Source organism: Streptomyces sp. NPDC002133 (genome assembly GCF_040296405.1).
GTDB lineage: Bacteria > Actinomycetota > Actinomycetes > Streptomycetales > Streptomycetaceae > Streptomyces.
Window position 1 is genome coordinate 104,320 of record NZ_JBEOXF010000016.1, and the last position, 21,462, is coordinate 125,781.

Here is a 21,462-nt window from a genome sequence, read left to right on the forward strand (position 1 = left end):
GAAGCGCCCCGCTGCCGATCCCCCCACGGGTCGGCGAGCGGGGCGCTTCCCATATCCCCGGTGCGGATTCCCCCCACGGGATCCGGCCCGGGCGTCTGCTGGTACCCAGCAGAAGCTCTTCGCGCGGTCTGCCGGGGTACGTATGTCGGGAGGGCCGCTCAAAGCTCCCCGGTCTACGTGCCCCGGCCAACGCTTGCCTGGAACGTCCCCCAAGACATCCCATGAACGTCCCCCAAGACGTTCTGGCATCGCCCACTTAGACTCGCGAAGAGCCCGAATGGTTACCCACAAATATCTGTGATCTGGATCTCTTTGTGAAGGTCCTGTGTATCACGTGAAGGATCGCAGACGCAGGCTGTTGCTCACCACGAAAACGGACGAGAAAGCCATGGCGAATCCGGCGATCATGGGATTCAGCAGTCCTGCGGCGGCCAGCGGCAGGGCCGCGACGTTGTAGCCGAAGGCCCAGAAGAGGTTCCCCTTGATGGTGGCGAGGGTCCGCCGCGAGAGCCGGATGGCGTCTGCGGCGACCCGCAGATCGCCCCGTACGAGCGTGAGATCACCGGCCTCGATGGCCGCGTCCGTGCCCGTACCCATGGCCAGACCGAGGTCGGCAGTGGCCAGTGCGGCGGCGTCGTTCACGCCGTCACCCACCATCGCGACCGTCCGGCCCTCCGCCTGAAGCCGCCGGATCGCGGCCACCTTGTCCTGCGGCAGCACCTCGGCGTACACCTCGTCGATGCCGACACCGGCCGCGACCGCCTCGGCGACCCCGCGCTCGTCGCCTGTGAGCAGCACGGGCTCCAGGCCCAGCGCGCGCAGCCGGGCGACCGCCTCGGCGCTGGTGTCCCTGACCGCGTCGGCCACGGTCAGGATGCCGCGGGCCTTCCCGTCCCAGGCGACCGCGACGGCGGTACGTCCGGAGATCGCGGACAGCTCGTGCGGCGGCTCCACGCCGGCCTCCTCGAGCAGGCGGGCGCGGCCGACAAGCACGGTGTGGCCGTCGACCGTGCCACGTACCCCGAGGCCGGGAACGTTCTCGAAGGTCTCGGGGGCGGGGAGCGGGAAACCGAGCCGGCCCGCCGCGCCGTCGGCGACGGCACGGGCGACAGGGTGCTCGGACGCGTGCTCCAGGGCGCCCGCCAACCGCAGCAGCTCCTCCTCTGTGGTGGGGCCGGTGACGTACACGTCCTGCAGGCGCATACGGCCGGTGGTGACCGTTCCGGTCTTGTCGAGGACGACGGTGTCGACCGTGCGGGTCGACTCCAGGACCTCGGGACCCTTGATGAGGATGCCGAGCTGCGCCCCGCGGCCCGTACCGACCATGAGGGCGGTGGGCGTGGCCAGCCCCAGCGCACAGGGGCAGGCGATGATCAGCACGGCGACGGCAGCGGTGAATGCGGCGGCCGTGTCGCCGGCGACCAGCAGCCAGGCGACCATTGTGCCGAGGGCGATCAGCAGGACGACGGGGACGAAGACGGACGAGATGCGGTCGGCGAGACGCTGTACCTGCGCCTTGCCGTTCTGGGCGTCCTCGACCATCCGGGCCATCCGGGCCAGCTGGGTGTCGGTGCCGATCCGGGTGGCCTCCACGACGAGCCGGCCCGCGGTGTTGACGGTCGCACCGGTGACGTTGTCGCCGACGGTCACGTCCACCGGGACGGACTCGCCCGTCAGCATGGACGCGTCGACGGCCGAAATGCCCTCGACGACGACTCCGTCGGTCGCGATCTTCTCGCCCGGGCGCACGACGAACAGGTCGCCGACGACGAGGTGGGCGGCCGGGACGCGTGTCTCCGTACCGCCCCTGAGCACGGCGACGTCCTTGGCGCCCAGCTCCAGCATCGCGCGCAGGGCGGCGCCCGCCTTCCGCTTGGCGCGGGCCTCCAGATAGCGGCCGAGGAGGATGAACGTGACGACGCCGGCGGCGACCTCGAGGTAGATGGCCGATGCGGCGTCGGTGCGGCCGGCACCGGGGATGACGGCGAGGTCGAATCCGTGGCGCATGCCCGGCATGCCCGCATGCCCGAAGAACAGCGCCCAGAGCGACCAGCCGAAGGCGGCGAGGGTGCCCAGGGACACGAGGGTGTCCATGGTGGCCGCGCCGTGCCGGAGGTTGGTCCACGCGGCGCGATGGAAGGGCAGTCCGCCCCAGACGACGACGGGCGCGGCGAGGGTGAGCGAGAGCCACTGCCAGTTGTCGAACTGGAGCACGGGCACCATGGCCAGCAGGATGACGGGCGCGGCGAGCAGAGCGGATATCAGCAGGCGCTGTCGCAGGGCGGCGGCGGTGTCGTCGGCAGAGGGCCGGGTTCCGGCTCGGGCGGCCGAGGCTGCGGCCTGGGGCCGCGGTGCTTCGGTGGCCGCCTCGGGTCGGGCCTGCGCGGCCGTGTACGTCCGATCGGCGGTCCGCGGCCGGGCGTGGCCGGCCGCGCGGACGGCCGCGGGACGAGGGGTGTCCTCGCTGCGGCGCGGCACGGCAATCACGTCCGCGGGGGTGTCAGGGAGGGCGGTCGTGTCCCTGGTCGCGGTGTCGGGGGCCACGGCAGGGGCGCTCAGCGGCGTGGCCGTGTAGCCGGTCTTCTCGACCACGGCGATCAGGTCGGCGACCTCCGTGCCCTCGCCGTAGGCGACGCGGGCCTTCTCGGTCGCGTAGTTGACCGTCGCCGTGACGCCGTCCACGCGATTGAGCTTCTTCTCGACGCGGGCCGCGCACGACGCGCAGGTCATCCCGCCGATCAGGAGCTCGACCCGGGACGTGCCCGTGTCCGGCGTCTCGGTTGCGATGCTGGTCATGGGTACTGGCTCCAAGGGCGGGGTCGGGCCGGGCCGTGCGCTGTGGCGATACGGCCCGGCCGGGAATGGATCTCAGGCCTGGCCGACGAGCTCGTAGCCCGCCTCGTCTACCGCGGCGCGCACCGCGGCCTCGTCCAGCGGAGTGTCGGACACGACGGTGACCTGCCCGGCGGCAGCGACCGCCTTGACCGAGGTGACACCGGCGATCCCGGAGATCTCGCTCGACACCGCACCCTCGCAGTGGCCGCAGGTCATGCCCTTCACCTCGTACACCGCGGTGACACCGGCCTGCTCGGCGTCCGCCGCGCCGCCGCCGTGGCAGGTGCCGGCGGGCGAACAGCAGGAGCCGGTGGCCTGGGGGAGCTCGGTCTTCGTCTCGACGGTCATGGGCGTTCTCCTCTTCGAGCCGTGTGCGCTTCGCGATCAGTTCGCGGAACGACGTCATGGTGCATCAGGCGCATCAGGAGGGTCCCGGGGGCGCCGGGGCTCCTCTCCGGGCACCAGATTATACCCCTAGGGGGTATGAATGCGAGTCCATCGTGGCGTGTCGGGCAGCACTCGGATGGATAGGTTCGAGCCGATTCCAGCGGAGCCAGGGAAGGCGGGGCCGATGAGGGCTGTGGTGTTCGAGGAGTACGGGCAGGTCGCCGAGGTACGCGCAGTGCCGGACCCGGTCCCGTCCGAACACGGCGTGGTCGTGCGTGTCGAGGCCACCGGGCTGTGTCGCAGCGACTGGCACGGCTGGATGGGCCACGATCCGGACATCTCCCTCCCGCACGTGCCCGGACACGAGCTCGCCGGAGTCGTCGAGGCGGTGGGGCCCGGGGTTGCCGGCTGGCGTCCGGGCGACCGGGTCACCGTCCCCTTCGTCTGCGCCTGCGGCCGCTGCGCCGCCTGCGCGGCGGGGGACCAGCAGGTCTGCGAGCGCCAGACCCAGCCCGGATTCACGCACTGGGGTTCCTTCGCCGAGTACGTGGCGCTCGAGCACGCGGACGTGAATCTGGTGGCCGTGCCCGAGGAACTGTCGTTCGCGACGGCGGCGGGGCTCGGCTGCCGTTTCGCGACCGCCTTCAGGGCCGTGGTGGCCCAGGGGAGGGTGGCCCCCGGCGAATGGGTCGCGGTGCACGGCTGCGGCGGAGTGGGGCTGTCCGCGGTGATGATCGCGGCGGCCTGCGGGGCGCGGGTGGTCGCGGTGGATGTCTCACCGCGGGCACTCGAACTGGCGCGCAAGTTCGGCGCGGCGGAGTGCTTGGACGCCACGGCGCTCACGGGCGCCGGTGCGGGCACCGAGAGCTGTGGCCCGGGCAGCAGTGGTGCCGGCGGCGGTGGTACCGCCGACGCGGTGCGCGACCTGACGGGCGGGGGTGCCCATCTCTCCCTCGACGCCCTAGGCTCCGGGGTCACCTGTGTCGCCTCGGTGCTGAGCCTGCGCCGTCGGGGACGGCATGTGCAGGTCGGCCTGCTGCCCTCGGCGGCCGGGGACCCGGTGATGCCGATGGGCCGTGTCATCGGGGAGGAGCTGGAGATCCTCGGCAGTCATGGCATGGCCGCGCACTCCTACGGCCCGATGCTGGAGATGGTCCGCTCGGGGGCGCTGAGGCCGGACCTCCTGGTCACCTCGGTGATCTCCCTGGACGCCGCCCCGGCCGCGCTGTCCGCCATGGGTACGACCCCGGGGGCGGGCGTGACGATCATCGAGCCGGGCCGCGGCTGAGCAACGGCCGGCACGGGGCTCGGTTCCCGCGCCGGCCGGACACGGGCCCCGAGGGCTCATTCCCTGCGCCCCCTGTTGCGGGGGCGATTGGCCACCCAGCGGCGGATGGTGTCCGCGTACCAGTAGGGCTTTCCGGCCTCCACGTGGTCGGGTGGCGGAAGGAGGCCGTGCTTGCGGTACGAGCGGACCGTGTCCGGCTGCACCCGGATGTGCGCGGCGATGTCCTTGTAGGACCAGAGCCTTCTGTCCGTCAACTGTGGCACCTCCCTGCGCGCGCCACAGCGGCGACCGGGAAAGCCGTCGGGGGAGCTGTGGCGCGGACGCTGGCGATCACTGAGCCTGTGCCCGGTGCAACGACAGGGCGCGACGGGGAGGAGGGGCTGTCGATGCCTTGTGACGGAAGGCCCGCGTAATGGAGACAAGCGTGACAGGAGGGCAACAGCTGTGACATGACCGGAGCCTTGGGATAATCGGTCCGCGTGTGCCGAGCGCGACGTGGGGCTCAGTCCCCGTGCCCGAGCGCGACGTGGACCGCGGCCTCGCCCCGTCCGAGCATTGACGTGGACCGCAGGCCCCGCGTGCCCGAGCATGCGCTGCCCGCAGGTCCCGTGCGGAGCCGGCAATTGCCCCCTCACGCCCCGCAGGAGCGGAGGAAGCGGCGGGTGCGCTGGGCCGGGTGCAGCCCGGTGAGGACGGTGCCGGCCGAGACCTTCAGCCCGCGCGCCGCGGTCTCGGCCGTGAGCCGGGCCGGGCCGGGTCGGGTCGGGTCGGTGGGGAGGTAGCCGTACGGGCCGAGTTCGATCCACTCGTACCCCGCCTGCGCGACCTCGTCGAGGAAACGCCGCCAGGGAACCTGCTGCGGGTCGTCGGGGAACCACACGCCCCGGGAGTCAGGGGCCGACCGATCCGGATGCGGTGGGGCAAGGGGGCGGAGGAGGTCATGGCGGTCAGCTTTCCGGCCGTCCGAGAAAGGAGTCAAGCTTTCGTCCGAATGTAAGGACAAAATGTTGACAGGGTTCGTGAGGGCGGGTTAGACCAGGGAACAGCCGGACGGTGGAACCGAAGGGACGCGTATGTCGCAGCCGTACGACGTGATCACGATGGGCCGGATCGGCGTGGACCTCTACCCGCTGCAGACCGGCGTTCCGCTGGCACGGGTCGAGACCTTCGGGAAGTTCCTCGGCGGTTCCGCCACGAATGTGGCGGTCGCGGCGGCACGGCTCGGCCGCGGCGCCGCCGTGGTCACCCGCACCGGACGGGACGCCTTCGGGGAGTATCTTCACGAGGCGCTGAGGGAGTTCGGCGTCGACGACCGCTGGGTGACGGCGGTGCCGGGTCTGCCGACGCCGGTGACGTTCTGCGAGATCTTCCCGCCGGACGACTTCCCGCTGTACTTCTACCGGCAGCCCAAGGCGCCGGATCTCGAACTGCACGTGGACGAACTCGACTTGGCGGCGATCGGCGCGGCACGGGTCTTCTGGACGACCGGCACCGGGCTGTGCGCCGAGCCGAGCAGGAGCGCGACCCTCGCGGCGCTGGAGCACCGGGCGAAGTCCGGCACGACCGTCTTCGACCTGGACTGGCGGCCGATGTTCTGGGACAGCACGGCCCGGTCGGCTCCGGACGAGGCGCGTCCGTACTACGCGCAGGCCGTCGCCCACGCCACCGTCGCCGTCGGCAATCTCGACGAGTGCGAGATCGCGACCGGCGAGCGCGAGCCGTACGCCGCCGCCCGCGCGCTGCTGGCCGCGGGAGTCGAACTGGCCGTGGTCAAACAGGGGCCCAAGGGCGTCCTGGCCGTGCACCGGGAGGGCACCACCGCCGAAGTCCCGCCGGTGGAGGTCCAGGTGGTCAACGGGCTCGGTGCGGGCGACGCGTTCGGCGGCGCGATGGTGCACGGGCTGCTGGCCGGGTGGGAGCTGGAGCGGGTGATGCGGTACGCCAACGCCGCCGGCGCGATCGTCGCCTCCCGCCTGGCCTGCTCCTCCGCCATGCCCTACCCCGCCGAGGTCGAGGCACTGCTCGACGGCCGAGCACCCGGTCCCGAGGCGGATCCCGACCCACATCCCGGTCCACCACATCCGGATCCCCATCCCGAGCCACGGCCCGAGCGGCACCCGGCGCCCGGCGGCGGCACGCCCGGCCCCGTACCCGGGGCGGCGTCATGACCCGCGTCGACGTCGCCGGCCTGGTCCGCATCAGGGCGCACCACCCCGAGGCCGTCGCCGAGGCGGCGGCCCGGCGGCGCAGGCGCCCCCTGGTCCGGAGCAGCGGCCGGCTGATGATCATCGCCGCCGATCATCCCGCCCGTGGTGCCCTCGCCGTCGGCGATCGGCGGCTCGCCATGGCCAACCGCCTCGGCCTCCTGGAGCGCCTGTGCACCGCCTTGGAGCGCCCCGGTGTCGACGGGGTCCTCGCCACCGCCGACATCCTGGAGGACCTCCTCCTGCTCGGCGCCCTCGACGACAAGGTCGTCATGGGCTCCATGAACCGGGGCGGACTCGCGGGCGCCGCGTTCGAACTGGACGACCGGTTCACCGGCTACCGGGCCGAGGATCTCGCGCGGCTCGGCTTCGACGCCGGGAAGCTGCTCCTCCGTATCGACTACGACGACCCGGGCTCCCTCGACACCCTCCACGCCACAGCCCGTGCCATCGACGAGATGGCCGCACGACGGCTGCCGGTCTTCGTCGAGCCGTTCATATGCCGCCGCGTCGACGGGGTCCTGCGCAACGATCTGTCCGCCGACGCGGTCACCCGTTCCATCGCGATCGCCTCCGGTCTCGCCGGCACCTCGGCGTACACCTGGCTGAAGATCCCCGTGACCGAGAACCCGGACGACATGGCACGGGTGATGGAGACCTCGACGCTGCCCGCGGTGCTGCTCGGCGGCGACGTGGGGGACTCCGCCGAGAGGCAGGCTGCGGCGTACGAGAAATGGCGCGGAGCCCTGCAACTGCCCACCGTCCAGGGTCTGGTGGTGGGGCGCTCACTGCTCTATCCGGTCGACGGCGACGTGGCGGGAGCGGTCGATACGGCCGTAGGACTGCTCTAGTGGGTACGGAGAACTCATGGACGACCACAGGCATGTACGGGCAGGCTCCGCGGCCGCCGGGCCGTACGCGCTCGACATCGACCCCAGGACGGCCGGATGGGGCTACTCGGCGCTGCGGATCCTGGAGCTGCGCCCGGGTGCTTCGCATCTGCTGAGCGCCGGGGACAGCGAGTGGATCGTGCTTCCGCTCAGGGGCGGCTGTACGGTGCAGATCGCGGGCGAGAGCTTTGAACTGCTGGGCAGGGAAGGTGTGTTCGCCGGAGTCACCGACTTCGCGTACGTACCGCGCGACGCCCATGCACAGATCGCCTCCGGCGCGGGAGGCCGCTTCGCCCTGGCAGGAGCGAAGTGCGAGCGACGACTCCCCGCTCGCTACGGACCCGCGCCGGAGGTACCGGTCGAGCAGCGCGGCACGGGCAGCTGCGCCCGCCGGGTGAACAACTTCGCCGCCGCCGGCTCCTTCGACTGCGACCGCCTCATCGCCGTCGAGGTGCTCACTCCGGGCGGCAACTGGTCGTCGTACCCACCCCACAAGCACGACGAGCACCGGCCCGGCGTGGAGACCAGACTGGAAGAGATCTACTACTTCGAGATCGACGGTGAGCACGGCTTCGGCTACCAGCGGGTGTCGCCGTCACGGCCCGGCGGCACCGATCTGCTCGCCGAGGTCCGCAGCGGCGACGCCGTCCTCGTCCCCGACGGCTGGCACGGACCGTCCATCGCCGCGCCCGGCCACGACATGTACTACCTGAACGTCATGGCGGGCCCGGGACCGGAACGGGAATGGCGGATCTGCTTCCACCCCGACCACACGGAGGGCTACCGATGAGCACGGGACCGAGCACGGGACCGAGCACCGGGCAGGACACGGGAACCGACGCCCGTGCCGGCACAGGGCAGGCCGACCTCCGGCGCGGCACCGGGCGGTCCGCCACCCGGCCCGGCGGCGCCGGGCAGGCCGAACCCCGCCCCGGCACGCGCCGTCTCACCACCGCCCAGGCGCTGATCGCCTTCCTCGCCCGCCAGTACACCGAGCGCGACGGCCGGAAGCAGCGGCTGATCGGCGCCACGTGGGGCATCTTCGGCCACGGAAACGTCGCGGGGATCGGCCAGGCCCTGCTGGAGAGCGGCGCCGAGATGCCGTACTACCAGGGTCGCAACGAACAGGCGATGGTCCACGCGGCCGTCGGCCACGCCCGCCAGTCCTGCCGGCTCGCCACCCACGCCGTCACCACCTCCATCGGCCCCGGCGCCACGAACCTCGTCACCGGCGCGGCCCTCGCCACCGTCAACCGGCTCCCCGTCCTCCTCCTCCCCGGTGACGTCTTCGCGAGCCGCCCCGCCGACCCGGTCCTCCAGCAGCTCGAGGTCCCGTACGCGGGGGACGTGTCCGTCAACGACTGCCTGCGCCCCGTCTCGAAGTACTTCGACCGGATCACCCGTCCCGAGGCCCTGATCCCGGCCGCCCTCACGGCCATGCGGGTCCTCACCGACCCCGCCGAGACCGGCGCGGTCACGCTCGCGCTGCCGCAGGACGTGCAGGCGGAGGCCTACGACTGGCCGGAGGAGTTCTTCGCCGAGCGGGTCTGGCACGTGCGCCGTCCCATGCCCGACCCGGACGAACTGGCGGCGGCGGCAGCGGCGGTCCGGTCGGCCCGCCGGCCCCTGATCATCGCGGGCGGCGGCGTGCACCACAGCCGCGCGGAGACCGCCCTGAAGACGCTGGCCGAGTCGACCGGTATCCCCGTCGCCTCGACCCAGGCGGGCAAGGGCTCGCTGCACCACGACCATCCGCAGGACGTCGGCGGCATCGGCCACACCGGCACCGCGACCGCCGACGAGCTGGCGCGCGCCGCGGACCTGGTCATCGGCGTCGGCACCCGTTACTCCGACTTCACCACCGCATCGGGCACCCTCTTCACCCACCCCGACGTCCGCTTCCTCAACCTCAACATCACCGGCTTCGACGCCCACAAGCTCTCCGCCCTGCCGCTCGTCGCGGACGCCCGGGCGGGCCTGCACGGTCTCATCGCCTCCCTCCACGGCCACCACGTGGAGCACAGCTACGAGACGGAGTACACGGACGACAAGGAGCGGTGGGAGCACCGCGTCGACGCCGCGTTCGAGGCGCGCGACGAGGACGTACGTCCCACCCAGCCGCAGGTCCTCGGCGTGCTCGACGGTCTGGTCACCGAGGACGACATCGTGATCAACGCGGCGGGCTCGCTCCCCGGAGACCTCCACAAGCTCTGGCGTGCCCGCTCCCGCGACCAGTACCACGTCGAGTACGGCTACTCCTGCATGGGATACGAGATCCCCGCGGCGATCGGCGTCGCGATGGCCGCACCGGACCGGCCGGTCTGGGCGCTCGTCGGCGACGGAACGTATCTGATGAATCCCACCGAGATCGTCACCGCGGTGCAGGAGAACATCCCCATCAAGGTGGTCATCCTCCAGAACCACGGGTACGCGTCGATCGGCGGCCTCTCCGAGTCGGTCGGCTCCGAGCGCTTCGGCACCGACTACCGCCGCCGGGAGGCCGACAGGACGTACACGGGGCCACCGCTCCCCGTCGACCTCGCGGCCAACGCGGCCTCCCTCGGCATGCGGGTGCTGCGCGCCAAGACTGTCCGTGACCTGCGCGAAGCCCTGACGCAGGCCCGGGCTTCAGACCGCCCCACATGTGTCTACGCCGAGACCGAAACGGCAGACACTGTGTCGGGCGCGCCCCCCGCGCAGGCGTGGTGGGATGTTCCTGTGGCCGAGACCGCGACCCGCCCGTCGGCGGTCAAGGCCCGGGAGGAGTACGACCGGCAGGTCGCAGCCCGACGCCGCCATCTCTGAAGGACCTGAAGGAGCTTTTCGTCATGACGAAGACCGTCAACCACTGGATCGGTGGCAAGACCGTCGAGGGCGCGTCCGGCAACTGGGGCCCGGTCACCGACCCGGCGACCGGGGCCGTGACCACGCAGGTCGCCCTCGCCTCCGTCGAGGAGGTCGACGCGGCCGTCGCCGCCGCGAAGGCCGCCTTCGAGACCTGGGGCACGTCCTCCCTGGCACAGCGGACCACGATCCTCTTCCGCTTCCGGGCGCTGCTCGACGCCAACCGCGACGCGATCGCCGAGCTGATCACCGCGGAGCACGGCAAGGTCCACTCGGACGCGCTGGGCGAGGTGGCCCGTGGTCTGGAGATCGTGGACCTGGCCTGCGGGATCACCACCCAGCTCAAGGGCGAGCTGTCCACCCAGGTGTCGAACCGTGTCGATGTGGCGGCGATCCGCCAGGCGGTCGGTGTCGTGGCCGGCATCACGCCGTTCAACTTCCCGGCGATGGTGCCGATGTGGATGTTCCCGCTGGCCATCGCCTGCGGAAACACGTTCGTCCTCAAGCCGAGCGAGAAGGACCCGTCCCCGTCGCTGAAGATCGCGGAGCTGCTGACCGAGGCCGGTCTGCCGGACGGTGTCTTCAACGTCGTCCAGGGCGACAAGGTCGCGGTCGGCCGTCTCCTGGAGCACCCGGACGTCTCGGCGATCTCCTTCGTCGGCTCGACCCCGATCGCCCGGTACATCCACACCACCGCCTCCGCCAACGGCAAGCGCGTCCAGGCGCTCGGCGGGGCGAAGAACCACATGCTGGTCCTCCCGGACGCGGACCTCGACGCGGCCGCGGACGCCGCGGTCTCCGCCGCGTACGGCTCCGCGGGCGAGCGCTGCATGGCGATCTCGGCGGTCGTCGCCGTCGGCGCGATCGGTGACCAACTGGTGGACAAGATCCGCGAGCGCGCAGAGAAGATCAAGATCGGCCCGGGCGACGACCCGACGTCCGAGATGGGCCCGCTCATCACCAGGGCCCACCGCGACAAGGTCGCCTCGTACGTACACGGCGCGGCGGACCAGGGTGCCGAGGTCGTCCTCGACGGCACGGGCTACACGGTGGACGGCTTCGAGGACGGACACTGGATCGGCCTGTCGCTCCTCGACAAGGTCTCCACGGACTCCGACGCGTACCGGGACGAGATCTTCGGCCCCGTGCTGTGCGTGCTGCGCACCGACACGTACGAGGAGGGCCTCGCGCTCATCAACTCCTCGCCGTTCGGCAACGGCACCGCGATCTTCACCCGCGACGGCGGCGCCGCCCGCCGCTTCCAGCTGGAGGTCCAGGCGGGCATGGTCGGCGTGAACGTGCCGATCCCGGTGCCGGTCGGCTACCACAGCTTCGGCGGCTGGAAGGACTCGCTCTTCGGCGACCTGCACATCTACGGCAACGACGGCGTGCAGTTCTACACCCGCGGCAAGGTCGTCACCACCCGCTGGCCGGACCCGTCCGAGGCCCCGGCGGGCGTGGACCTGGGCTTCCCGCGCAACCACTGAGCCGTGAGCCCTGTGGCCTGATCCCCGCAGCCTGCCGCGCGGCCCGTACGGAACCCTCACCCCGTACGGGCCGCGCGGTCGTCCGAGTAGTGTCGGTTCATGACACCGAAGCACCAGATCCGCGCCCTGCACACCGAGACCACGGTCACCGTCTACCAGGCGTACGACCCGGCGATCGGCGTCCCGGCAGCGCGGAACGGGCGCTTCCCGGCCGCCTGGAAGCGGGACCGGATGACATGGATCAAGCCGTCCTTCCTGTGGATGATGTACCGCTGCGGCTGGGGGACCAAGGAGGGCCAGCAGACCGTCCTCGCCGTGGAGATCATCCGTGAGGGCTTCGAATGGGCGCTGCGTCATGCCTGTCTGTCGCACTACGTCCGGGGTGTGCACCCCGATCAGGCCACCTGGAAGCGGGAGTTGCGCCAGTCGCCGACGCGGGTCCAGTGGGATCCGGAACGGGACCTGCGCCTCGCGCCGCTGCCGTACCGCTCACTGCAACTCGGGCTCGCCGGGGTGGCGTCGGCGCGGTGCGCGGACGAGTGGACCGTGGCGATCAGGGATGTGACCCCGCTCGCGCGCGAGATGCACGCGCTGGTGCGCGCCGGGGATCCGGAGGGTGCAGGAAGGCTGATGCCCGAGGAGCGGCCCTACCCGGTCGGGGAGGAGCTCCTCGGGCATCTCACGGCGTAGAAGCCACGACCTGAATCAGAACAGCGAGTGCAGCAGCTTGTTCGGGGAACCGTTGCGCGGGTCCACGACCTTGCCGTTCGTCGCGTTGTTCACCAGGGCGTCACGGACCTGGGCCGGGGTGGCCGAGGGGTGGGTCGCGAGGTAGAGCGCGGCGACACCGGCCGTGTGCGGGGTGGCCATCGACGTACCCGAGATGGTGTTCGTCGCGGTGTCGTTGTCCTTCCACGCCGACGTGATGTCCACGCCGGGCGCGAACAGGTCGAGGCATGTGCCGTAATTGGAGAACGACGCACGCCGGTCCGTTTTGTCCGTCGCTCCGACGGTGATGGCCTCGGGGACGCGGGCCGGCGAGTAGTTGCACGCGTTCACGGGGATCCCGATGAGGATGCCGTTGCCCGCGGCGATCGAGTAGCTGACGCCCGAGGCGATGGACTTCTTCACCGCGTCGTCCAGAGCGGCACTGGCGCTGCCGCCCAGGCTCATGTTGGCGACGGCCGGCTTGACGGCGTTCGCGGTCACCCAGTCGACACCGGCGATGACCCCGGCCGTCGTACCGGAGCCGTCACAGGCCAGCACGCGCACCGCGACGAGCTTCACGCCCTTGGCGACGCCGTACGTGCCGCCGCCGACGGTGCCCGCGACATGGGTGCCGTGGCCCTGGCAGTCCTGCCCGTTCTGGCCGTCGCCGACGGTGTCGGTGCCCACACGGGCGCGACCGCCGAACTCGCTGTGCGAGGTGCGGATACCGGTGTCGATGATGTACGCGTTCACGTTCGAGGCCGTCGTGTTGTACGTGTACGTCGTCGACAGCGGCAGGTTGCGCTGGTCGATGCGGTCGAGCCCCCAGGTCGCGTTCGACTGGGTGTCGTTGAGGCGGACGACGGCGTTCTGCTCGACGTACGCCACGCGCGGGTCGGCGGCGAGACGGGCGGCCTTCGCCTTGGACATGGAGGCGGAGAAGCCCTTGAGGACCGAGCGGAAGGTGTGCTTGGGGGTCACACCCTGGTCGGCGGCGATGTCGGAGACGCTGGTGCTGCCGTCCTTCAGGGCGACGATCCAGCTGTTCTGTACGGCGGTTGCAGTGGGGGCGAGACGGAGATCGCCGGGCGACGCGCTCTGCGCGGTGGGGGAGACGGCGAACTGGAGACCGGCCGCGAGGGCGACTGCGGGGAGCAGCGCGCCCATCCGTATGGAGCGGCGGGCAGTGAATCTCATCTCGTGAACCTGCTTTCTTGGTCGGAACACGACAAACACCCGCGCGGCTGTGCGGATGTGCAGCACAGGGTCTCGTGTGGTGATCCAAGGCACAAGAGGGTGTTACTCGCGGGTTCAATTCAATGTCCGCGCGGCGTACGGAATTTGGCGGACATCGCCGGTATTCCGTACTCCCCGTCGGTGAAGTCCCAGGTCAGCAGGGTGAATTCGCCCTCGTTCGCAGCGTTCGCCGATATGTGTGCCGCAAGGGCCGGTTCGTTGTCCGGGGCGACGCCGACCCACACGCCGTGGCAGTCGCGTCGCCTCCGGACGACCGCCGCGAGGGCCTCGGTCGGCGCCCGGCCCACGCCGCGCCGCCGCTGCCGTCGTCCACCGGCAGCTCGTACGGGAACATCTCCGAGCCCATGCCGGGGCGGAGCATCTCGACGCCGGAGACCATTCCGGCCGGGGTGCCGTCGGCGTAGGTGATCAGCATCAGACGGCCGGGGCGGCGAGGAAGCACTCCGCCCACTCCGGACGCGCAGGGGGTCGTACGGCTGCCCTGCGGCGATCAGCTCCGCGAATGTCATCGCGCGGCGGATCTCCGCACGGGCTCCTCTCCGTGCTGCCGCATACCGCGTCTGGTGTACGGCGACAGCACTCGGTACTACCCGAGGAGGTGGGAGAGTTCCGCCCGGCAGGAGCCGCGGAGGGGGCGGGCGGGCGCTTAGGGTTTCAGGCATGAAGATCCGACTTCCCGGGTGGGCCGCCGTCCGCCGACGCCGCGGACGATGGCTCGCGGGCGTTGCCGCGTTCGCCGTGCTCGCCGGCGCCGGTACGTGGACGGCCGCCGCTTCGGACGACGTGCCCACCGTGCACCGCGAGGACCAGGTGCTGACGATGCCGGGGGCGAGGATCGACACCTCGTACTTCACCTCCGGCACCGGACGCCGGCCCGCCGTGCTGGTCGGGCACGGCTTCGGCGGCAGCAAGGAATCCGTACGGGAACAGGCGGAGGCGCTGGCCCGCGACGGCTACGCCGTGCTGACCTGGTCCGCGCGCGGATTCGGCGCATCCAGCGGACGGATCGGCCTCAACGACCCGGACCACGAGGTCAAGGACGTCTCCCGGCTGATCGACTGGCTGGCGAAGCGGCCGGAGGTGCGGCTGGACTCGGCCGGCGACCCGCGCGTGGGGGTGACCGGCGCTTCGTACGGCGGGGCGATCTCGCTGCTCGCGGCGGGGTACGACCAGCGGGTCGACGCGATCGCCCCGGAGATCACGTACTGGAACCTTGCGGACGCGCTCTTCCCGGACGGGGTCTTCAAGAAGCTCTGGGCCGGAATCTTCTTCACCACCGGCTCGGCGGGCACGGCCGGGCTCACCCCGGACGCCCCCGAGGCCCCGGCGGACCGGAACGCCCCGGCCGACGGGAACGCTCCGGCCGACGGGAAGCCACCGGCTGGGACGGCCGGGGCGGCCGGGGCCGGGCAGCGCGCGTCCGATGCCGGCAGCGGCCGGGCCGAGGCCGCCGCCGCCGTTCCCGCGTGCGGGCGCTTCCAGCCCGTCCTCTGCGCCATGTACGAGCGGGTCGCCACCTCAGGGAAGCCCGATGCCGAGGCACGCGCGCTGCTGGAGGCGCGCAGTCCGTCCGCCGTCGGCGACCGGATCAAGGTGCCCGCGCTCATCGTGCAGGGGCAGTCCGACTCGCTCTTCCCGCTCTCTCACGCCGACGCGATGGCCAAGGCGATCAAGGGCAACGGTGCGCCCGTCGCCGTCGACTGGATCGCGGGCGGCCACGACGGCGGGGACCTGGAGGCGGACCGGATCCAGGGACGGGTCTCCGCCTGGTTCGACCGGTATCTGAACGACGACAAGTCCGCGGACACCGGACCCGCCTTCCGCGTCAGCAGGACCGGAGGCGTCGACTCCACGGACGGACAGGCAACGCTCCGCGGCGCCACCTCGGCCGATTACCCGGGGCTGGGCGCAGGCGGCCGTACGGTCGAACTCGCCGGTCGCACACAGTCCTTCCGCAACCCGGCAGGCGCCAACCCGCCCAGTATCTCCGCCCTCCCCGGCGTCGGCGGCGGGCTCTCCCAGCTCTCCTCCCTCGGCGTCGGTCTCTCCCTCGACTTCCCCGGGCAGTACGGGCGCTTCGACTCGCGGCCGGTGGACCGGACCCTGCGGATCACCGGCTCGCCCCACGTCCGGGTCGACGTGACGTCCGACAGCGGAGAGGCGGTCCTCTTCGGCAAGCTGTACGACGTCGGGCCCGACGGCCGCCAACAGGTCCTGCCGGCGCAACTCGTCGCCCCCGTCCGGGTCGAGGACGCCAAGGCAGGCAAGGCCGTGGCACTGACCCTGCCCGCCGTGGACCACGAGATCGAGGCGGGCCACCGGCTCCGCCTCGTCCTCGCCGCCACCGACCTCGGCTACGCGTCCCCGGCGGCACCGGCCACCTACACCGTCTCCCTGGCCGGGCAGCTCACGGTGCCCACGGCGCCGGCCGTCACCTCCCAGGCGGCCGTGCTGCCCTGGTGGGTATGGGGACTGCCCGCCGCGGGAGCCGTCGTCGCCGCGGCGCTGCTGCTCACCGCCCACCGACGCACCGCCGCACCCTCACCGGATCCCGAACTCGCCGACGTACCCCTGCAGATCACCGGACTCACCAAGCGGTATGCCAACGCCGCCGACCGGTACGCCGTGCGCGACCTGTCCTTCCGCGTCGAGAAGGGCCAGGTCCTCGGGCTCCTCGGCCCGAACGGCGCGGGCAAGACCACCACGCTGCGCATGCTGATGGGCCTGATCACCCCCGACGACGGCGAGATCCGGGTCTTCGGACACGCCGTCAGGCCGGGCGCGCCCGTCCTCTCCCGGGTCGGCGCCTTCGTCGAGGGCGCGGGCTTCCTGCCGCATCTGTCCGGGCGGGAGAACCTCGAGCTGTACTGGCGGGCCACGGGCCGCCCCGCCGAGGACTCCCACATCGACGAGGCCCTGGAGATCGCCGGCCTCGGCGACGCCCTGGCCCGCGCCGTACGTACCTACTCGCAGGGCATGCGCCAGCGGCTCGCCATCGCGCAGGCCATGCTCGGACTGCCGGATCTGCTGATCCTCGACGAACCGACCAACGGACTGGACCCGCCACAGATCCGCGAGATGCGGGACGTGATGATCCGCTACGCGGCCGGGGGCCGGACCGTCATCGTCTCCAGCCACCTCCTCGCGGAGGTGGAGCAGTCCTGCACCGATCTCGTGGTCATGGACCGCGGCCGACTCGTGCAGGCAGGCCCCGTCGCCGAGATCACCGGCGCGGGCGACACCCTGCTGGTGACGACCGCGGCCGAGGTGGCCGAGCCGCTGGTGGAGAAGATCGCGGCCCTGCCCGGGATCGGCTCCGCCGTCCGCACCCTCGATGGGGACGGACTGCTGGTCAGCCTGGACGGCGCGAGCGCCGCCATGCTCATCGCCGAACTCGTCCGGCTGGACGTGCCGGTGACCGGTGTCGGCCCGCACCGACGCCTGGAGGACGCGTTCCTCACTCTGATCGGAGGAGCATCCGCATGAGCACCGTGCACACCGAGCCGAGCGTGGCGACCGCCCACGGCTACCGGCCGCGGCACACCCTGCCGCTGCGTGTCGAGGCGGTGCGCCAGCTGAAGCGCCGGCGGACGCTGGTGATGGGCGCGATCCTGGCCGTGCTGCCCTTCGTGCTGATCGTGGCCTTCGCGATCGGCGGCAGCCCGGACGGGGAGGGCGGGAGAGGCGGCGGCAATCGCATCAACCTGATGGACACGGCGACCGCGTCCGGCGCGAACTTCGCCGCCACCTGCCTCTTCGTGTCGGCGGGGTTCCTGCTGGTGGTGCCCGTCGCGCTGTTCTGCGGGGACACCGTGGCGTCCGAGGCAAGCTGGTCCTCCCTTCGCTATCTGCTCGCGGCACCGGTGCCGCGATCCCGGCTGCTCTGGTCGAAGCTGGTCGTGGCGCTGGGCTTCAGCGCGGCGGCGATGCTGCTTCTGCCGCTCGTCGCACTCGCGGCGGGCACGGTGGCCTACGGCTGGGGCCCGCTGGAGCTGCCCGCCGGAGGGGCCCTCGCGACCTCGGACACCCTGCCACGGCTCGCCCTCGTCGTCGCCTTCATCTTCGTGTCCCAACTGGTCACCGCCGGGCTCGCCTTCTGGCTGTCGACCAAGACGGACGCACCGCTGGGCGCGGTCGGCGGCGCGGTCGGCCTGACGATCATCGGGAACGTGCTGGACGCGGTGACGGCGCTCGGCTCCTGGCGCGACTTCCTTCCCGCGCACTGGCAGTTCGCCTGGGCGGACGCGCTGCAGCCGCAGCTGGAATGGGGCGGGATGCTGAAGGGCACGGCGGTGTCCGTGACATACGCCCTGATCCTCTTCGCCCTCGCCTTCCGCGGCTTCGCCCGCAAGGACATCGTGTCCTGACGGGCGGCAGCGGGCTGCGGGGCGGAGCGCGCCCCGGCACGCCCCGCCCGTCCATCAGATCCAGCCACGGCGAGCGGCCTCCGCCCCGGCGCGGAAGCGGCTCGCCGTGCCCAGTGCCGCGAGCAGCTCACCCACACGGCGGCTGTACGTCCGGGCCGACATGCCGAGGCGCGTCGCGGCCGTCTCGTCCGTCAGCCCGGCCAGTATCGCGTCGAGAACCTGACGCAGATGCGCGGGCACCGACCCCGACTCGGCGGCGGCCACCTCGTCCCCGCCGTCCCACCAGGACTGGTGGGTGCGGACCAGGGCCTGGACGACGACGGGGTCGCGGATCAGCAGCAGCCCGTTGCAGTGCAGTTCGAGATCGAGCGGCACGGCGGCGACCGTACGGTCCGCGACGACCAGCTTGAACGGGATCGAGTCGGTCACCCGTGCACCGCCGCCGAGCCGCCAGGGCGGCGGCAGATGCGGCAGCGCCCGCCGCGGCACGATGCGGCGCACTGTCGCGGGCCGGTCCTCGGCCGCGCGCACACACGCCCCGGCGAGGGCCCGGAACGGCTCGGGAACGGTGGGTGAGCCTGCCGGGTCGTCGAACGTCAGCAACTCGTGCCGGGCCGCATGGACCAGTCCGGTCAGCGTGGCGCTCACCTGCGCCAGACCTCTGACGGGCCGGGCGGGCCCCGGCGCTTCGGGCAGGAAGGGCCTGGACAGGACCGAGCCCGGTCTGGACATGGCGATGGCCTTGGGCACGGCTGACCACCCCCCGGATCTCGGAGCCGTACGTACTCCATGTACGCACGCGACTCCGCATCGTGACAACCCCCAGTTCAGGGGATGGCGAGTCCCCGCCAGTCCCTTCAGCCGGCGCCAGGGTGCCCGCCAGTCTGGAGGAGCGGCGCGTGAGGCGGTCCGCGAGGAGAAGGGAAGCTCACCATGTTCCGACGCACGAACGGACGCACGAACGGACGGCCCGCTCGCGCCACGCGCGCACTTCTGGCCATGGCAGCGGCGCTCCCCATGGCCGTCCTGTCCCCGAGCGCAGGCACGGCCCAGGCGGACGATCCGCAGGACGACACCCGCGGACCCACCGCCCTGCTCTCCTGCAGCACCGGGACAGACGGATGGACGGGCTGGGCGGACTGCGCCAACCCGAGCAGTCAGGTCATCGCCTTCCGCGCCGTCGTGGTCTGCGGCTGGTGGCCCGACGCATACGGCCACTGGGTGACGTTGCAACCGGGGTGGTCCGGTCACTCCTCCGCCACCTGCGGAGGTGGGACCGGCGTCGGCAGCGTGAGCTGGGAGGAGGGCTGACCTCGGGCTCCGGGCTCCCCTGATCCGTCCGAGCGGCGGGGGCTGCCGTGCGGCGGCACGGCAGCCCCCGCTCCACAACGGCACCGGACGCCGCCGTTGCCGCATTGAGATTCATCCGCAACGCCTTCGCATGCTCCTTCGGGCCCTCTCGGACGTCACATTCACAAGAGCTGACGATGCAGGGGGCGGACGATGAGTTTCTGCGCAAGGACGTATCAGGCAAGGACATGCAAGGGAGCGCTCGTCGCGCTGCTGGCCGGTGCGCTGCTGCTGACCGGCTGCGGGGCGGGCGGACATGCCGACCGCACGTCGGACGGCGGTGGCGCGCACCGGGGCGAGGACGGAGTGCAGGCCCCGATGCCGCCCGACGGCGGTGGTCGCCCGGCGGAGGGGAACAGCGGCAGCGGGCGCGAAGGTGAGCAGAAGGGTGACGCCCAGCGGGAAGTGGCGCCGCCGGCCGACTACCTGTCCACGTTCGCACTCGATGTGGACACGGCCTCGTACGGATACGCGCGGCGGGTCCTCGGCGAGGGCAGGCTGCCGGAGCCGGACTCCGTACGGCCCGAGGAGTTCATCAACAGCTTCCGCCAGGACTATCCACGGCCCGAGGGCGACGGCTTCACCGTGACCGTGGACGGCGCCCGCGCGGACGGCCGAGGAGAGGAGGAATGGTCGCTGGTGCGTGTGGGACTGGCCACCCGCACAGCCACGAGGAGCGGCGAACGGCCCCCGGCCGCCATGACGTTCGTCGTCGACATCTCCGGGTCGATGGCCGAAGCCGGTCGGCTCGACCTCGTCCGCGAGTCGCTCGGCATCCTCACCGACCAACTGCGCGACGACGACTCGATCGCCCTCGTCACCTTCAGCGACGAGGCCGAGACGCGGTTGCCGATGACCCGGCTGGACGGCAACCGGGACCGAATCCACAGCATCATCGACTCGCTGGAGCCGACCGACTCCACCAATGTGGAGGCGGGCGTCCGCACCGGCTACGACGTCGCCGTCGAGGGCCACCGGCGGGGGGCCAACAACCGGGTGGTGCTCCTCTCCGACGCTCTCGCCAACACCGGCCGGACCGAGGCCGACGCGATTTTGGAGCGGATCGCCGAATCCCGCAGGCAGTACGGCATCGCGCTCTTCGGCGTCGGCGTCGGCAGCGACTACGGCGACAAGCTGATGGAGCGGCTGACGAACCGGGGCGACGGGCACACGACCTATGTGTCCACGTCCGCACAGGCCAGGAAGGTGTTCGTCGACCAGCTCCCCGCCCATATCGAGCTGCGCGCTCGCGATGCGAAGGCGCAGGTGGCGTTCGACCCCCAGACGGTGAAGGAGTTCCGGCTGATCGGATACGAGAACAGGGCCGTCGCCGACGAGGACTTCCGCAACGACCGGGTGGACGGCGGCGAGGTCGGCCCCGGCCACACCGTGACCGCGCTCTACGCGGTACGGCTCCGCGAAGGGGCGAGCGGGCACATCGCCACGGCGACCGTGCGCTGGCTCGACCCGGCGGACCGGGCCCCGCACGAGGCGTCCGGCACGGTGGAGGCGAGTGCGCTCGACCGTGACCTCTGGGCCGCGGAGACGGCCCCTCGACTGCAGGTCAGCGCCGCTGCCGCGTACTTCGCCCAGGCTCTGCGCGGCGCCGAGACGCCCGGCGCACCCGGGCTGGACGAACTCGCCGAGCGCGCCGGGACCCTCGCAGGGCGCACGGAGGACGCGTCCGTGCGGCAGCTGGCGGAGTCGATTGGGCAGGCCGACGCGCTGCTCGAGTGACTACCGACCGGGGCCGGGGGGGGGGGGGGGCCCCCGGGGGGGCCGCCCCCCCCCCCCCCCCCCCCCCCCCCCCCCCCCGCCCCCCCCCCCCCCCCCCCCACCACCAGC

At 72.0% G+C, this 21,462-nt stretch carries 18 protein-coding genes and 1 pseudogene; 12 read left to right on the forward strand and 7 right to left on the reverse strand.

Going from position 1 to position 21,462, the window contains the following annotated elements; genetic code table 11:
* Positions 1-330: 330 nt before the first annotated feature.
* On the reverse strand, positions 331-2,796 hold the full coding sequence (locus ABT078_RS18525; protein WP_351228900.1) for a heavy metal translocating P-type ATPase: 2,466 nt from the start codon (positions 2,794-2,796) through the stop codon (positions 331-333).
* 72 nt (positions 2,797-2,868) lie between these two features.
* Positions 2,869-3,183: a heavy-metal-associated domain-containing protein gene (locus ABT078_RS18530; RefSeq protein WP_351228903.1), complete on the reverse strand. Its 315-nt coding sequence runs from the start codon at positions 3,181-3,183 to the stop codon at positions 2,869-2,871.
* 223 nt (positions 3,184-3,406) lie between these two features.
* Between ABT078_RS18530 and ABT078_RS18535 the strand changes: the two genes are divergently transcribed.
* Positions 3,407-4,510, forward strand: coding sequence for a zinc-dependent alcohol dehydrogenase family protein (locus tag ABT078_RS18535; RefSeq protein WP_351228905.1), 1,104 nt, complete (start codon positions 3,407-3,409; stop codon positions 4,508-4,510).
* A 56-nt stretch (positions 4,511-4,566) separates the two neighbouring features.
* On the opposite strand, the gene ABT078_RS18540 is transcribed toward ABT078_RS18535, so the two are convergent.
* Together ABT078_RS18540 and ABT078_RS18545 are read right to left on the reverse strand one after the other, a co-directional pair.
* Positions 4,567-4,764: a helix-turn-helix transcriptional regulator gene (locus ABT078_RS18540; RefSeq protein WP_351228907.1), complete on the reverse strand. Its 198-nt coding sequence runs from the start codon at positions 4,762-4,764 to the stop codon at positions 4,567-4,569.
* A gap of 422 nt (positions 4,765-5,186) precedes the next feature.
* A pseudogene (locus ABT078_RS18545) lies at positions 5,187-5,452 on the reverse strand (2-keto-myo-inositol dehydratase); the annotation flags it as partial.
* A gap of 131 nt (positions 5,453-5,583) precedes the next feature.
* On the opposite strand from ABT078_RS18545, the gene iolC reads away from it, so the two are divergent.
* The 6 genes from iolC to ABT078_RS18575 all read left to right on the forward strand — a co-directional run bounded on the left by iolC (position 5,584) and on the right by ABT078_RS18575 (position 12,625).
* Positions 5,584-6,678 carry a 5-dehydro-2-deoxygluconokinase gene (iolC, locus tag ABT078_RS18550; RefSeq protein ID WP_351228909.1) on the forward strand — a complete coding sequence of 365 codons (1,095 nt, stop codon included), beginning with the start codon at positions 5,584-5,586 and terminating at the stop codon, positions 6,676-6,678.
* Positions 6,675-7,565, forward strand: coding sequence for a Cgl0159 family (beta/alpha)8-fold protein (locus ABT078_RS18555; protein WP_351228911.1), 891 nt, complete (start codon positions 6,675-6,677; stop codon positions 7,563-7,565). Before iolC ends, ABT078_RS18555 begins: the two co-directional genes overlap by 4 nt.
* Positions 7,566-7,581: 16 nt before the next feature.
* Positions 7,582-8,394, forward strand: a complete 813-nt coding sequence (gene iolB / locus ABT078_RS18560; RefSeq protein ID WP_351228913.1) for a 5-deoxy-glucuronate isomerase — start codon at positions 7,582-7,584, stop codon at positions 8,392-8,394.
* On the forward strand, positions 8,391-10,409 hold the full coding sequence (gene iolD / locus ABT078_RS18565) for a 3D-(3,5/4)-trihydroxycyclohexane-1,2-dione acylhydrolase (decyclizing) (protein WP_351228915.1): 2,019 nt from the start codon (positions 8,391-8,393) through the stop codon (positions 10,407-10,409). Before iolB ends, iolD begins: the two co-directional genes overlap by 4 nt.
* Before the next feature lie 23 nt (positions 10,410-10,432).
* A complete protein-coding gene (gene mmsA / locus ABT078_RS18570; RefSeq protein ID WP_351228917.1) occupies positions 10,433-11,935 on the forward strand; it encodes a CoA-acylating methylmalonate-semialdehyde dehydrogenase in 1,503 nt (500 codons plus the stop codon).
* Between the two features lie 99 nt (positions 11,936-12,034).
* Positions 12,035-12,625 carry a DUF4291 domain-containing protein gene (locus ABT078_RS18575; protein ID WP_351228920.1) on the forward strand — a complete coding sequence of 197 codons (591 nt, stop codon included), beginning with the start codon at positions 12,035-12,037 and terminating at the stop codon, positions 12,623-12,625.
* Positions 12,626-12,640: 15 nt separating this feature from the next.
* Here the strand turns inward: ABT078_RS18575 and ABT078_RS18580 are convergent, their stop codons facing one another.
* Complete coding sequence (locus tag ABT078_RS18580; protein ID WP_502981245.1) at positions 12,641-13,840, reverse strand: S8 family peptidase; 1,200 nt, start codon at positions 13,838-13,840, stop codon at positions 12,641-12,643.
* Between the two features lie 119 nt (positions 13,841-13,959).
* Complete coding sequence (locus ABT078_RS18585) at positions 13,960-14,124, reverse strand: hypothetical protein (RefSeq protein ID WP_351228922.1); 165 nt, start codon at positions 14,122-14,124, stop codon at positions 13,960-13,962.
* A gap of 3 nt (positions 14,125-14,127) precedes the next feature.
* Between ABT078_RS18585 and ABT078_RS18590 the strand changes: the two genes are divergently transcribed.
* From ABT078_RS18590 to ABT078_RS18600, 3 genes are all read left to right on the forward strand, one after another.
* Positions 14,128-14,304 carry a hypothetical protein gene (locus tag ABT078_RS18590; protein WP_351228924.1) on the forward strand — a complete coding sequence of 59 codons (177 nt, stop codon included), beginning with the start codon at positions 14,128-14,130 and terminating at the stop codon, positions 14,302-14,304.
* Positions 14,305-14,560: 256 nt separating this feature from the next.
* The gene (locus ABT078_RS18595; protein WP_351228926.1) at positions 14,561-17,386 is read left to right on the forward strand and encodes an alpha/beta fold hydrolase; all 2,826 of its coding nucleotides are present in this window, start codon (positions 14,561-14,563) and stop codon (positions 17,384-17,386) included.
* Complete coding sequence (locus ABT078_RS18600; RefSeq protein WP_351228928.1) at positions 17,383-18,267, forward strand: ABC transporter permease; 885 nt, start codon at positions 17,383-17,385, stop codon at positions 18,265-18,267. The genes ABT078_RS18595 and ABT078_RS18600 overlap by 4 nt, the downstream gene beginning before the upstream one ends.
* A 54-nt stretch (positions 18,268-18,321) precedes the next feature.
* On the opposite strand, the gene ABT078_RS18605 is transcribed toward ABT078_RS18600, so the two are convergent.
* A complete protein-coding gene (locus ABT078_RS18605) occupies positions 18,322-19,017 on the reverse strand; it encodes a helix-turn-helix domain-containing protein (protein ID WP_351228930.1) in 696 nt (231 codons plus the stop codon).
* Between the two features lie 183 nt (positions 19,018-19,200).
* Between ABT078_RS18605 and ABT078_RS18610 the strand changes: the two genes are divergently transcribed.
* Together ABT078_RS18610 and ABT078_RS18615 are read left to right on the forward strand one after the other, a co-directional pair.
* On the forward strand, positions 19,201-19,578 hold the full coding sequence (locus ABT078_RS18610) for a hypothetical protein (RefSeq protein ID WP_351228932.1): 378 nt from the start codon (positions 19,201-19,203) through the stop codon (positions 19,576-19,578).
* Positions 19,579-19,770: 192 nt separating this feature from the next.
* Positions 19,771-21,354, forward strand: coding sequence for a vWA domain-containing protein (locus tag ABT078_RS18615; RefSeq protein WP_351228934.1), 1,584 nt, complete (start codon positions 19,771-19,773; stop codon positions 21,352-21,354).
* Positions 21,355-21,462: the final 108 nt, after the last annotated feature.